The sequence below is a fragment of the Streptomyces griseicoloratus genome (assembly GCF_014534645.1).
In the GTDB taxonomy this organism is placed as follows: Bacteria; Actinomycetota; Actinomycetes; order Streptomycetales; family Streptomycetaceae; genus Streptomyces; species Streptomyces griseicoloratus.
This window is the reverse complement of sequence record NZ_JACVQF010000190.1, coordinates 1-12,992: the sequence shown is the minus strand read 5'-3', so window position 1 is coordinate 12,992 and position 12,992 is coordinate 1. Positions and strand designations below refer to the sequence as shown.

At 72.6% G+C, this 12,992-nt stretch carries 10 protein-coding genes and 1 pseudogene; 7 read left to right on the top strand and 4 right to left on the bottom strand.

All coding sequences use genetic code 11. The features are described from left to right. Positions 1–13 precede the first annotated feature (13 nt). The gene (locus H0H10_RS16115; RefSeq protein WP_188181654.1) at positions 14–1,630 is read right to left on the bottom strand and encodes a carboxyl transferase domain-containing protein; all 1,617 of its coding nucleotides are present in this window, start codon (positions 1,628–1,630) and stop codon (positions 14–16) included. A gap of 86 nt (positions 1,631–1,716) precedes the next feature. Here H0H10_RS16115 and H0H10_RS16110 point away from each other — a divergent pair, with 86 nt between their 5' ends. From H0H10_RS16110 to H0H10_RS16095, 4 genes are all read left to right on the top strand, one after another. Next, on the top strand, positions 1,717–2,316 hold the full coding sequence (locus H0H10_RS16110) for an SACE_7040 family transcriptional regulator (RefSeq protein WP_188181653.1): 600 nt from the start codon (positions 1,717–1,719) through the stop codon (positions 2,314–2,316). Between the two features lie 893 nt (positions 2,317–3,209). Then, positions 3,210–4,367: an acyl-CoA dehydrogenase family protein gene (locus H0H10_RS16105; protein WP_188181652.1), complete on the top strand. Its 1,158-nt coding sequence runs from the start codon at positions 3,210–3,212 to the stop codon at positions 4,365–4,367. Positions 4,368–4,377: 10 nt separating this feature from the next. Continuing rightward, positions 4,378–5,244: an acyl-CoA thioesterase gene (locus H0H10_RS16100; RefSeq protein WP_188181651.1), complete on the top strand. Its 867-nt coding sequence runs from the start codon at positions 4,378–4,380 to the stop codon at positions 5,242–5,244. Positions 5,245–5,546: 302 nt separating this feature from the next. Further along, positions 5,547–5,933 (top strand): hypothetical protein, encoded by a 387-nt coding sequence (locus H0H10_RS16095; RefSeq protein ID WP_188181840.1) that lies wholly within the window; start codon positions 5,547–5,549, stop codon positions 5,931–5,933. An 89-nt stretch (positions 5,934–6,022) separates the two neighbouring features. On the opposite strand, the gene H0H10_RS16090 is transcribed toward H0H10_RS16095, so the two are convergent. Together H0H10_RS16090 and H0H10_RS16085 are read right to left on the bottom strand one after the other, a co-directional pair. Next, positions 6,023–6,811 carry a phosphatase gene (locus H0H10_RS16090; protein ID WP_188181650.1) on the bottom strand — a complete coding sequence of 263 codons (789 nt, stop codon included), beginning with the start codon at positions 6,809–6,811 and terminating at the stop codon, positions 6,023–6,025. Between the two features lie 77 nt (positions 6,812–6,888). Next, positions 6,889–8,379: a PucR family transcriptional regulator gene (locus H0H10_RS16085; protein ID WP_188181649.1), complete on the bottom strand. Its 1,491-nt coding sequence runs from the start codon at positions 8,377–8,379 to the stop codon at positions 6,889–6,891. A 185-nt stretch (positions 8,380–8,564) separates the two neighbouring features. Here H0H10_RS16085 and H0H10_RS16080 point away from each other — a divergent pair, with 185 nt between their 5' ends. The 3 genes from H0H10_RS16080 to H0H10_RS16070 all read left to right on the top strand — a co-directional run bounded on the left by H0H10_RS16080 (position 8,565) and on the right by H0H10_RS16070 (position 12,781). Beyond that, positions 8,565–10,037 carry a sodium:solute symporter family protein gene (locus tag H0H10_RS16080; RefSeq protein WP_188181648.1) on the top strand — a complete coding sequence of 491 codons (1,473 nt, stop codon included), beginning with the start codon at positions 8,565–8,567 and terminating at the stop codon, positions 10,035–10,037. A 93-nt stretch (positions 10,038–10,130) separates the two neighbouring features. Continuing rightward, positions 10,131–11,099 (top strand): agmatinase, encoded by a 969-nt coding sequence (speB, locus tag H0H10_RS16075; RefSeq protein WP_188181647.1) that lies wholly within the window; start codon positions 10,131–10,133, stop codon positions 11,097–11,099. Beyond that, entirely contained in the window at positions 11,096–12,781 is a 1,686-nt protein-coding gene (locus tag H0H10_RS16070; protein ID WP_188181646.1) for a thiamine pyrophosphate-binding protein, read from the top strand. The genes speB and H0H10_RS16070 overlap by 4 nt, the downstream gene beginning before the upstream one ends. A gap of 99 nt (positions 12,782–12,880) precedes the next feature. On the opposite strand, the pseudogene H0H10_RS16065 reads toward H0H10_RS16070, so the two are convergent. Continuing rightward, a pseudogene (locus H0H10_RS16065) lies at positions 12,881–12,992 on the bottom strand (ABC transporter permease); the annotation flags it as partial.

Below are 12,992 nucleotides of genomic sequence, written 5' to 3'. Positions count from 1 at the left end.
ATGGGTCCCCTCCTCACATCCGGAAGACGCCGAACCGGGGCTCGCCCAGTGGCGCGTTGGCGCAGGCGGTCAGGGCCAGACCCAGCACCTGCCGGGTGTCGAGGGGGTCGATGACCCCGTCGTCCCACAGGCGGGCGGTCGCGTAGTAAGCGTTCCCCTGGCGCTCGTACTGCGCACGGATCGGCGCCTTGAACGCCTCCTCGTCCTCGGCCGGCCAGTCCTCGCCGCGGGCCTCCAGCTGGTCCCGCTTGACCGTGGCCAGCACGGACGCGGCCTGCTCGCCGCCCATCACGGAGATCTTGGCGTTGGGCCACATCCACAGGAAGCGGGGGGAGTACGCCCGCCCGCACATGGAGTAGTTCCCGGCGCCGTACGACCCGCCGACGACGACCGTCAGCTTCGGAACGCGCGTGCACGCCACCGCCGTCACCATCTTGGCGCCGTGCTTGGCGATGCCGCCGGCCTCGTAGTCCTTGCCGACCATGAAGCCGGAGATGTTCTGCAGGAAGACGAGCGGGATCCCGCGCTGGTCGCACAGCTCGATGAAGTGGGCGCCCTTCTGGGCGGACTCGGAGAACAGGATGCCGTTGTTGGCGACGATCCCGACCGGGTGGCCGTGGATGCGGGCGAAACCGGTGACGAGGGTCTGCCCGAACTCGGACTTGAACTCGGCGAACCGGGAGCCGTCCACCACGCGCGCGATGATCTCGCGGACGTCGTAGGGGGTGCGGGAGTCGACCGGGACCGCCCCGTACAGCCCGGAGGGGTCGGCCTTCGGCTCGACGGCCGGCCGCACCTCCCAGGGCAGCGCCCCGCGCGCGGGGAGGGTGGAGACGATGTTCCGGACGATGCGCAGGGCGTGCGCGTCGTCCTCGGCGAGATGGTCGGTCACGCCCGAGACGCGGGAGTGGACCTCGCCGCCGCCCAGCTCCTCCGCCGTGACGACCTCGCCGGTGGCCGCCTTCACCAGGGGCGGGCCGCCCAGGAAGATGGTCCCCTGCCCGCGGACGATCACGGCCTCGTCGCTCATCGCCGGGACGTACGCCCCGCCGGCCGTGCAGGACCCGAGGACGGCGGCGATCTGCGGGATGCCGGCGCCCGACATGCGGGCCTGGTTGTAGAAGATCCGCCCGAAGTGCTCGCGGTCGGGGAAGACCTCGTCCTGCATGGGCAGGAAGGCGCCCCCGGAGTCGACGAGGTAGAGGCACGGGAGCCGGTTCTCCAGGGCGACCTCCTGCGCCCGCAGATGCTTCTTCACGGTCATCGGGTAGTACGTGCCGCCCTTGACGGTGGCGTCGTTGGCGACGATCACGCACTCCCGGCCGCCGACCCGCCCGATCCCGGCGATGACCCCGGCGGCCGGGGCCTGTCCGTCGTACATCCCGTCGGCCGCGAGCGGCGCCAGCTCCAGGAACGGCGATCCCGGGTCCAGCAGCGTGTCGACGCGGTCGCGCGGCAGCAGCTTGCCGCGCGCGGTGTGCCGGGCGCGGGCCCGCTCGCCGCCGCCGAGCCGGGCCGTCGCGAGCTTGGCGCGCAGCTCCTCCACGAGGGCGCGGTGCGCCTCCTCGTTGGCCCGAAAGGCCTCCGACGCGGGGTCGGCCGCGGTCGTCAGCTCCGGTGCCTCGTGCATCCTGCGGTCCCCTCACGTTGTTAATGAGCGTTAACGCATTTCCTTCAGGTTAACGACCGCTAACCTCCCTGTCTAGAATTGTGTCCATGGCCACCAGAACCGACGCCCCCACCCGCCGCGAGCAGATCCTCAAGGAGGCCGCCCGCCTGTTCGCCGAGCGCGGCTTCCACGGCGTCGGCGTCGACGAGATAGGGGCCGCGGTCGGCATCAGCGGCCCCGGTCTCTACCGGCACTTCCCCGGCAAGGACGCGATGCTCGCCGAGCTGCTGGTCGGGATCAGCGGCTCGCTGCTGACCGGTGCGAAGCGGCGGCTGGCGGAGGCGGAGGGCGTGGCCGGCCCCGAGGCGGTCCTCGACTCGCTCATCGAGGGGCACATCGACTTCGCGCTCGACGACCGCCCGCTCATCACCCTGCACGACCGGGAGCTGGACCGCCTCCGGGACAGCGACCGCAAGCTGGTGCGCCAGCTGCAGCGGCAGTACGTGGAGCTGTGGGTCGGCGTCGTCCGCGAGGTCTATCCCTCGGCCCCGGAGCCGGCCGCCCGCTCGGCCGTCCACTCGGTCTTCGGCCTCCTGAACTCCACCCCCCACCTGACCCGCCCGGGCGCCCTCCCCGGCCGCTCGGCCACGGCGGCACTCCTCCACCGGATGGCCCGCGGAGCCTTCGCGGCGATCGAGGAACACTGACCCGCCCCCCGACGCCAACACCCCCACCCTCCACCCACCCCTGGACCGACGACGCCCCCGGCTCGCCGCACGCAGGTAGCGGCCGCGGCCGCCCACGGCGCCCGCGGCTCGACCGGGCGGCCGTTACGCGGCGGTGTCGGCCTGGGGCCGCAGGTGGGGCGGCTTTGCGTTGGCCGGGGGCTGCCGTCTTCGCGGCGGTGGGGGTGGGTGGCCGTCAGGATCCGTGGCGGTCGTCGGCGGCGTTTGCGTCGGCCGGATGGCGGGTGTCCGTGAGGCCGCGGGCCGACCGCGTGGTTGTTGCGCGGGGGCGCGGCCCTGTGGAGGCTGGCCGGGCGGCGGTTGTGCGTGGATGCGGTGGTCGTGTGCCGCTGGGCGTCGGGGTCGGGCGGCGGTGCGTACGGGGCGTCGGGGTCGGGCGGCGGTGCGTACGGGTGTCGCGCGGGCGAGGCCCGTCGGGGGTGCAGGGGGCGGAGCCCCCGCTGGGGTCCGGGGCGAAGCCCCGGGAGGGTCACCTCTTCAACCCGCAGGGCCGGGTGGTGGGTGGGCGAGGGTCCGGGGGCGGAGCCCCGGGAGGGCACCTCTTTAACCGACGGGGTCGGGTGGTGGGTGGGCGAGGGGCTTGGGGTCCGGGGCGGAGCCCCGGGAGGGTCACTTCTCGGCCGACGGGGTCGGGTGGTGGGTGGGCGAGGGTCCGGGGGCGGAGCCCCGGGAGGGCACCTCTCCGCCGACGGGGTCGGTGAGGGCCCGTCGGCGGTGGTTCCGCGGGCGGCGTCCGCCCGGTTCGTGGGTGCGTGACGAGCGTTACCCGTTCCCCGCCCTGGACGGGCCTCCCTACCCACCGGTACGGTGAAGCCTGAGCAAGCGCTTAGATACGTACCCGTGGAGGTGGCGCCGTGCGCCGTACGGTGTTCAACGAGGATCACGAGGCGTTCCGGGAGACCCTTCGCGCCTTCATCGAGGCCGAGGTCGTCCCCGTGTACGACGAGTGGTTCGCCGCCGGCCAGGCGCCGCGCGAGTTCTACTACAAGCTCGCCGAACTGGGCCTGTTCGGCATCAACGTCCCCGAGGAGTTCGGCGGCGCCGGCCTGGAGTCCCACAAGTTCGAGGCGATCCAGTACGAGGAGACGGCCCGCGCGGGCGTCAGCTTCGGCGGCTCCGGCGTGCACGTCCTGCTCGCCCTGCCCTACATCAAGATGCTCGCCACCGACGAGCAGAAGAAGCGCTTCCTGCCGAAGTTCGTCTCCGGCGAGGAGATGTGGGCCATCGCGATGACCGAGCCTGGCACCGGCTCCGACCTCGCGGGCATGAAGACCACCGCCAAGCTCTCCGAGGACGGCACGCACTACGTCCTCAACGGCGCCAAGACCTTCATCACCGGCGGCGTCCACGCCGACAAGGTGATCGTCTGCGCCCGCACCTCCGCGCCCACCGCCGAGGACCGCCGCCACGGCATATCCCTGTTCGCCGTGGACACCAAGTCCGAGGGCTACTCGGTGGGCCGCAAGCTCGACAAGCTGGGCCTGAAGACCTCCGACACCGCCGAGCTGGCGTTCGTCGACGTCAAGGTCCCCGCCGAGGACCTGCTCGGCGAGGAGAACAAGGGCTTCTACTACCTCGGCGCCAACCTGCCCTCCGAGCGCTGGGGCATCGCCTTCGGCGCCTACGCGCAGGCCAAGGCCGCCGTCCGGTTCGCCCAGCAGTACGTGCAGGAGCGCACCGTCTTCGGCAAGCCGGTCGCCGCCTTCCAGAACACCAAGTTCGAGCTGGCCGCCTGCCAGGCCGAGGTGGACGCCGCCGAGGCGGTCGCCGACCGCGCGCTCGAAGCCCTCGACGCCGGCGAGCTGACCGCGGCCGAGGCCGCCAGCGCCAAGCTGTTCTGCACCGAGGTCGCCCACCGCGTGATCGACCGCTGCCTCCAACTGCACGGCGGCTACGGCTACATGAACGAGTACCCGATCGCCCGCCTCTACGCGGACAACCGCGTCAACCGCATCTACGGCGGCACCAGCGAGGTCATGAAGATGATCATCGCGAAGAACATGGGCCTGTGACCCGCGGGGCATGAGCGAGGCACTCCAGTCCCTCCTCGATCTGCTCGACCTGGAGCGGATCGAGGAGGACATCTTCCGCGGCCGGTCCCGTTCCGCCGTCGTCCCCCGGGTCTTCGGCGGCCAGGTGGCGGCCCAGGCGCTGGTCGCCGCCGGGCGCACGGTCCCCGAGGACCGCCACGCCCACTCCCTGCACGCCTACTTCCTGCGCCCCGGCGATCCGGGCGCCCCCATCGTCTACAACGTCGACCGGCTCCGCGACGGCCGCTCCTTCACCACCCGCCGGGTGGTCGCCGTCCAGCACGGCAAGCCGATCTTCGGCCTGTCGGCGTCCTTCCAGACGTACGAGGAGGGCCTGGACCACCAGGCCCCGATGCCCGCCGCACCGGACCCGGCCACGCTGCCGACCGGCGAGGAGCGGCTGCGCGGCTATCCGCACCTGCCCGCCGAGACCGTCGAGCGGTTCATCGAGGCCCGTGCCGCCGTCGACCTGCGCTACGTCGACGATCCGCCGTTCGGCGACTTCGGTGAGCCGCGCGAACCGCACTCCCAGGTGTGGTTCCGCACCAACGGCAAACTCGCCGACGACCCCCTCCTGCACGTCGTCCTGGCCACCTACGTCTCCGACATGACACTCCTCGACTCGGTCCTGCTCGCGCACGGCCGGGGCGGCTGGGCCGTCGGCGACGTCGTCGGTGCCTCGCTGGACCACGCGATGTGGTTCCACCGGCCGTTCCGCGCCGACGAATGGCTGCTGTACGACCAGCAGTCGCCGTCGGCGTCCGGCGGCCGCGGGCTCGGCCAGGCGCGCATCTATACCCAGGACGGCCGGCTCGCCATCTCGGTGATCCAGGAGGGTGTCGTCCGCGTCCCCCGGTGAGTCTGTGCCCCCTGGGTCGCCCGAGGTGCCGAGGAGCGCATACGGGGCTAGGCTCAATGAGTGAAAAGCCGCAGGCACGGCATACCCGGCCGATCCGGTCTTCTTACCTCCGGACCAGGGCCGCAGAGCCCGCCCGTGAACCTTTCCGGGCGGTCCGAGTGCATCGGCGGTCGAGCCCGTGCCCGTGTGAAAACGCGGTGACGCCCATGACCGTGCCGCACATTTTCCGTGCGGCAGCGGCCATCCGCTCTCGCCATCCTCTCCGGGAAACGCGGGAGACGATGGAACGAAGGGGAAATCTCATGCGAGCACAGCGCACGAAGCGTCTTTTCGCGGTGTCGGCCGCCGGGCTGATGATGGCCGGTGGCATCGCGATAGGCACTGCGGGAACCGCCTCGGCGAACGACTGGTCGCACGACCGCCACGGCAACCACAGCCGCTACGACGACCACCACCACGGCTGGTGGGACAACGACTACTACTGGGACCGCTACGACCGCGGTGACCACGACCGCGGCGACCGTGGTGACCACGACAACGGCCGTGGTGACCACGACAACGGCCGCGGCGACCACGGCAACGGCCGCGGTGACCACGGCAACGGCCATGGCGGTAACGGCCATGGCGGTAACGGCCACGGTGGCAACGGCCACGGCGGTGGCGGCCACGGCGGCGGCGGAGGCCGGTGATCCCACTGTGAAATAGGCACGATGTGCGGCTCCGTACCCGACGGAGCCGCACATCGCGGCGTTTCGGCCGCCGAAAGCGTGCAACGCCCTTATGCCAGGCCCGCCTCCGCGAGCAGATACGCCGTCATCGGGTCGTAGTACCGGGGGCTCACCACATGGTCGTCCAGCGGCACCGCCACCTGGAGCGTGCCTTCGGACTCGGCGAGGAAGAGCGCAGGGTCGTTGCAGTCGGCGTAGCCGACGGAGTCGACGCCGTGCTGACCGGCGTACCCCGCCCAGCCGTGGTCGGCGACGACCAGGTCGGGCAGCGGGCGGCCGGCGCGCTCCAGGCCGGTGAGGATGGCCTTCATCGGCTCGCCGGAGTGCGTGTGCCACAGCGAGGCACCGTGCTCCAGCACCGCCACGTCCGCGAACTGCTGGACGTACCCCTCCTCCGTCGTCAGCCCCTCCGGGATCACGACGATCTCGCAGCCGGCGGCGCGCAGCGCGGCGGCCGTGGCGCGGTGCACGTCGAGCAGTCCGCCCGGGTGGCCGGTGGCGAACAGCACCCGCTGCCCGCCGTCGGCCGCCTTGCGCAGCCGCCCGGCCACCCGCTCCAGCGCGGCCACGGTCAGCTCGGGGTCGATGGTGTCCTGGCCGTACCGGTACTCGGGGTCGTCGTTGACGCCGACCCGCTCCGCCATCACCGCGAGCACGTCCTGCTCGTCGCTCCAGCGGTCGCCCAGCTCCAGACCGAGCCAGAAGCCCCGGTCGCCGTTCGCCAGTTTGCGGTAGTGGGAGAGGTTGTTCTCGCGGGGTGTGGCCACGTCGCCCGCGATACGGGTTCTGACGAGGTGTTCGACGAGTTCGGCGCGGCTGGGTGTCCCGGGTATCGGCATGGCTCCCATTGTGAGGCAGCCGCCGGTGCGCGTCTGCGGCGTGCCGGACGCTGGGACGCGGGTCACCCCGCCCGCCCTCACGGCCTGCGCAGCGCGAACCACAGCTCCATCCGTACGTCCGCGTCGTCGAGGTCGGCGTCCAGCAGGGCCGCGCACCGGGCGATGCGCTGCCGGACGGTGTTGCGGTGCACCGACAGGGCGACCGCGGTGCGGTCCCAGCTGCCGTGCAGGGACAGCCAGGTGCGCAGGGTCTCGGTGAGCGCCGGAACGCCGGCGATCGGGGCGAGGAGCGCGCGGGCGTGCGCCTCGGCCTCGTCGTCCGGGACCAGGGCGGCCAGCCCGGACCGGGCGCCGTGCCGGACCAGCGGCGTGCGGGTGGCGCGGGCGCGGGCCAGCGCGCGGGTCGCCTGGGCGTCGGCGGCCGGCCACTCCCGCGGGGCCACCGGGGCGCTGACGCCCAGCGTCCAGCCGGGCTGCGGTGCCGGCTCCGGACCGGCCGGGACCAGCACCCGTACGACCTCCCCGGCCGGGTCCACCAGCGGTGAGCCGAGGGCGGCGCCCAGCGCGGAGGCGGCCACCGGGTCGGGGGCCTGCGCCGCGGGCCGGGCGTGCACCACGTACCAGCGCCCGTCGCCCTCGCCCCCCTCGCCGCCGTGACCGGACAGGAGCGGGGCGACCTCCTCGGGCCCGGCGCCCAGCAGCAGCCGTACCAGCGCGGAGGAGCGGGCCGCGCCGGTGCCCGTCTGGTGCTCGCCGGTCAGGAGGGAGAGCAGCACGGCGGCGACGGAGGCGATGGTGTGGTCCCCGGACTCCCGGTGCGGGGCCGTGACCCCGAGCACGAAGCCCTGGCCGGTGCCGAGGGCGTAGGCGGACACTCGCGTCCCGGCGACGGTGTCGGTGGCGGTGGTGGACGCCCGGCTGGCGACGAACCGGGCCAGCTCCGGCAGGGCGGCGCCGACCGCGGCGTCCGGCTCCCGCCCCGCGGCCGCGATCTCGGCGCCCTCCGGTCCGTACAGCACGGCCCGGCCGCCGAGCAGGGCGGCCAGCCGGCGCAGTACCGACGGCACCGGGTCCGGGCGGGAGGCGGCGGAGGCCAGACTCTGCTGGGCCTCCGCGACCCGGCGCAGCTCGGCCAGCCGGGCCTGCGCCATCAGCTGCCACACCGCGCGGGCCACACCGGAGAACGTGGTCCGCGGCGGCACCTCCACCAGCGGCAGGCCGTGCGCCTCGCAGGCCGCGACCAGCGCCCGGGGCACGGTGTCGTGGACCGGCGCCACCCCGAAGCCGAGCGCCGCGCCGCCCGCCGCCACGATCCGGGACACGTAGTCGTCGAAGTAGGTCCCCGATCCCGCCGCCTCCGTGATGTGCACGCCGGCCGTCAGCAGCAGCTCGCCACCCAGCAGATAGGGGTAGGGGTCGGACATCTCCGAGGTCTGCGCCCAGTGGATCGTCACCTCCGCGGCGGGGGGCCCGGTGATCTGGCGCAGGCCGAGGTCGTCGCGGGACAGCAGGGCCGCCAGGGACACGGGAGGCGTGGGCGGCGACGGAGGAACCACCGGCTCCGGCATGGTGGACGTTTCCTTCAATCCGATGGGACCGGATGGATGAAACGTACACTTCGCAGTCGCTTTTCGGCCACCTAGTGTCAATCCAGACCGGCAGCCGCGGGTACGGGCGGATGTCCCCGCGACCAGCCACCGGACAACTCCCATCAGCACGACACGCCACCGAGAGTGCGCGAAGGAGGCCCCCTATGGCCGTCGACTACATCGTGATCGTCGTCTATCTCGCCGGCATGCTCGCCATGGGCTGGTGGGGCATGCGCCGCGCCAAGTCCAAGAGCGAGTTCCTGGTGGCCGGGCGCCGCCTCGGCCCCGCGATGTACTCCGGCACCATGGCGGCGATCGTCCTCGGCGGCGCCTCCACCATCGGCGGCGTGGGCCTCGGCTACCAGTACGGACTGTCCGGCGCCTGGATGGTCGTCACGATCGGTCTCGGCCTGCTCGCCCTGTCCGTCTTCTTCTCCGCCCGCATCGCCCGGCTGAAGGTCTACACCGTCTCCGAGATGCTCGACCTGCGCTACGGCGGCAAGGCCGGCGTCATCTCCGGCGTGGTCATGTGGGCCTACACCCTCATGCTCGCGGTGACCTCCACCATCGCCTACGCGACGATCTTCGACGTCCTCTTCGACGTCAACCGCACCCTCGCGATCATCCTCGGCGGCTCGATCGTCGTCGCCTACTCCACGCTCGGCGGCATGTGGTCCATCACGCTCACCGACATGGTGCAGTTCGTGGTCAAGACCATCGGCGTGCTGCTCCTGCTGCTGCCCATCGCCGTCGTCAAGGCCGGCGGGTTCAGCGAGATGAAGGCCCAGCTGCCGACCTCGTACTTCGACCCGCTGGGCGTCGGCGGCGAGACGATCTTCACCTATGTGCTGATCTACACCTTCGGCATGCTCATCGGGCAGGACATCTGGCAGCGCGTCTTCACCGCGCGCAGCGACAGGACCGCCAAGTGGGGCGGCACGATCGCCGGCACCTACTGTCTCGCCTACGCCGTCGCCGGCGCGGTCATCGGCACCGCCGCCAAGGTGCTCTACCCCAAGCTCGGCAGCCCCGACGACGCCTTCGCCACCATCGTCAAGGACGAACTGCCCATCGGCGTGCGCGGACTGGTGCTGGCCGCCGCCCTGGCCGCGGTGATGTCGACCTCCTCCGGTGCCCTCATCGCCTGCGCCACCGTCGCCAACAACGACATCTGGTCGCGGCTGCGCGGGGTCGTGCGCCGGACCGGGGACGCGCACGGCGAGGCGCACGACGAGGTCAAGGGCAACCGCACCTTCATCCTCGTCATGGGTGTCGCGGTGATCTGCGCCGCCATCGCGCTGAACGACGTCGTCGAGGCCCTCACCGTCGCCTACAACCTCCTCGTCGGCGGCCTCCTCGTCCCCATCCTCGGCGGGCTGCTGTGGAAGCGCGGCACCGCGCAGGGCGCCCTCGCCGCCGTCGCGGTCGGCGGCCTCGCGGTGATCGGGCTGATGGCCGGCTACGGCATCCTCGCCAACGAGCCCGTCTACTACGGCCTGCTCGCCTCCCTGGCGGTCTACGTCGCCGTCTCCCTCGCCACCCGGCCCACCGACGAGGCGACCCTCGCCGCCTGGCGCGAACGGCTCGCCGGCCGGGCCCCCGAATCCATGTCCGAACCGGTTCCGGCTCACCACTAGAGTCGAACCGGGTAGTACAGAGCAGTACAACGCAGTACACGCAGCACCACGCAGTGCATACGCGATGAAGCGTAGGAAAGAAGGCAGTTCCTGATGAGCAGCAACGAGACGCCCCGCGGCCCCGTCGACTCCTCCCGCATCCCGCGGTACGCCGGTCCCGCGACCTTCGCCCGGCTGCCCCGCCTGGACGAGGTCGGCACGGCCGACGTGGCCGTGGTGGGCGTGCCGTTCGACTCCGGCGTCTCGTACCGGCCCGGCGCCCGCTTCGGCGGCAACGCCATCCGTGAGGCGTCCCGCCTGCTGCGCCCCTACAACCCGGCGCAGGACGCCTCCCCCTTCGCCCTCGCCCAGGTCGCGGACGGCGGCGACATCGCCGTGAACCCGTTCAACATCAACGAGGCCGTCGAGACGATCGAGGCCGCCGCCGACGACCTGCTCGGCACCGGCGCCCGCCTGATGACCCTCGGCGGCGACCACACCATCGCCCTGCCCCTGCTCCGCTCGGTGGCGAAGAAGCACGGCCCGGTCGCCCTGCTCCACTTCGACGCCCACCTGGACACCTGGGACACCTACTTCGGCGCCGAGTACACGCACGGCACGCCGTTCCGGCGGGCCGTGGAGGAGGGCATCCTCGACACCTCGGCGCTGTCTCACGTGGGTACGCGCGGCCCCCTGTACGGCAAGCAGGACCTCACCGACGACGAGAAGATGGGCTTCGGCATCGTCACCTCCGCCGACGTCTACCGCCGCGGCGCCGACGAGGTCGCCGACCAGCTGCGCCAGCGCATCGGCGACCGCCCGCTGTACATCTCCATCGACATCGACTGCCTGGACCCGGCCCACGCGCCCGGCACCGGCACCCCCGAGGCCGGCGGCATGACGTCCCGCGAGCTGCTGGAGATCCTGCGCGGCCTGGCCTCCTGCAACCTGGTGTCCGCGGACGTCGTCGAGGTGGCCCCCGCCTACGACCACGCGGAGATCACGTCGGTGGCCGCGTCCCACACCGCGTACGAACTGACGACGATCATGTCCCGCCAGATTGCAGAGGCCCGCTCGAAGTGACCCACGACCACGACCTGGTGCTCCGTCCGACCGCCGCCCAGACGGAGGCCGCGCTGAACCCTCCCCCCGGCCGCAACGGCGGAGACCTGGTCGTGGAGACCCTGGCCGGGCTCGGCGCGACCACCGTCTTCGGCCTGCCCGGCCAGCACGCCCTCGGCATGTTCGACGCGCTGCGCCGCTCGGACCTGCGGTACATCGGCCTGCGGGTCGAGAACAACGCCGGCTTCGCGGCGGATGCCTACGGCCGCGTCACCGGTGAGGCGGCGCCGCTGCTGCTGTCCACGGGACCGGGCGCGCTGACGTCGCTGGCCGCCCTCCAGGAGGCGGCGGCGGCCTCGGCCCCCGTCCTCGCGATCGGCAGCCAGATCCCGACGGCCGGGCTGGGCGGCGGCCGCCACGGCTACCTGCACGAGCTGCCGGACCAGGCGGCGTCCTTCCGGGGCGTGGTGAAGTCCGTCCACACCGTCCGCACCCAGTCCCAGATCCCGTCCGCGATCGCCGCCGCCTGGAAGTCGGCGCTGACGGCCCCGCACGGCCCGGTGTGGGTGGAGATCCCGCAGGACGTCCTCCTGGCGGAGACGAGCCTGCCGGTGGTCACGGGGGTGGACGCGACCCCGGAGGAGCTGGTGCCGCGCATCGAGCTCACGGCGGTCGCGGCCGACCTGCTCTCCCGCGCCGCCCGCCCGGCGATCATCGCGGGCGGGGGAGTGGTCCGCGCGGACGCCTCGGGCAAGCTGAGGCAGCTCGCGGAACGGCTCCAGGCCCCGGTCGTGACGACCTTCGGCGGCAAGGGCGCGTTCCCGTGGGAGCATCCGCTGTCGCTGCAGTCCTGGCTGGAGGACCGCCACACGACGGACTTCCTGGAGGACGCGGACGTCCTGCTGGTGGTCGGCTCGGGCCTCGGCGAGCTCTCCTCGAACTACCACACCTTCAAGCCGCGCGGCCGCGTGATCCAGATCGAGGCGGACCTCGGCAAGCTGGAGTCCAACCACCCGGCCCTCGGCATCCACGCCGACGCCCGCCCGGCCCTGCAGGCCCTGCTGGAGACGGTGGAGGAGCGGACCGACGCGACCGCCCCGGACCGTGTCCGGGACCTGCTGGACAAGGTCCGGGAACGCATCGCCTCCCAGGAACTCACCCTGGAACAGGACGTCCTGGCCGCCGTACGCAAGGCCCTCCCGGCCGGCTCGCCGTCCTTCTGGGACATGACGATCCTGGCCTACTGGGCGTGGTCGGCCTTCGACGCCAAGGGCCCCAACACCATGCACTCCGCCCAGGGCGCCGGCGGCCTCGGCTACGGCTTCCCGGCGGCACTGGGAGCCGCGGCCGCCGACCCCACCCGCCCGGTGCTGGCGGTCTCCGGCGACGGCGGCGCCCTGTACTCCATCGCCGAGCTGGCCACGGCCCGCCAGTACGACCTCGACGTCACCTGGCTGATCGTCGACGACGGCGGCTACGGCATCCTGCGCGAGTACATGACCGACGCCTTCGGACAGGCGACGGCGACGGAACTGACCCGGCCCGACTACGTGGCCCTGGCCGAGTCCTTCGGCGTACCGGGTGTGCGCACCTCGCCGCAGACGCTGGAGGCCGACCTCGCCAAGGCCCTGGCGACACCGGGGCCGTCGGTGGTCGTCCTCCCCGCCGTCCTGCGGATGTTCGCGCCGACCCACCTGGACTGAGCGCCGGGAACGACGAGGGGCGGCGCACGCCGACGTGGTGTCGGAGTACGCCGCCCCGGGGCGGACGGTCTGCGGGAGCGGCCCGCGCTGTCACGGCGGTTACTTCGGGTCGCGGTTGAACTTCGAGGTCGACCAGAAGTAGCCGAGTACCGCGAGCCCGAGGCACCAGGCGACGGCCAGCCACCCGTTGTGGCCGATCCCGGTGCCGAGC

Excerpts from the sequence above, each read along its gene's own strand:
- H0H10_RS16115 (WP_188181654.1), bottom strand. The coding sequence starts at position 1,630 with ATGCACGAGGCACCGGAGCTGACGACCGCGGCCGACCCCGCGTCGGAG.
- H0H10_RS16110 (WP_188181653.1), top strand. The coding sequence starts at position 1,717 with ATGGCCACCAGAACCGACGCCCCCACCCGCCGCGAGCAGATCCTCAAG.
- H0H10_RS16100 (WP_188181651.1), top strand. The coding sequence starts at position 4,378 with ATGAGCGAGGCACTCCAGTCCCTCCTCGATCTGCTCGACCTGGAGCGG.
- H0H10_RS16095 (WP_188181840.1), top strand. The coding sequence starts at position 5,547 with ATGCGAGCACAGCGCACGAAGCGTCTTTTCGCGGTGTCGGCCGCCGGG.
- H0H10_RS16090 (WP_188181650.1), bottom strand. The coding sequence starts at position 6,811 with ATGCCGATACCCGGGACACCCAGCCGCGCCGAACTCGTCGAACACCTC.
- H0H10_RS16085 (WP_188181649.1), bottom strand. The coding sequence starts at position 8,379 with ATGCCGGAGCCGGTGGTTCCTCCGTCGCCGCCCACGCCTCCCGTGTCC.
- H0H10_RS16080 (WP_188181648.1), top strand. The coding sequence starts at position 8,565 with ATGGCCGTCGACTACATCGTGATCGTCGTCTATCTCGCCGGCATGCTC.
- speB (WP_188181647.1), top strand. The coding sequence starts at position 10,131 with ATGAGCAGCAACGAGACGCCCCGCGGCCCCGTCGACTCCTCCCGCATC.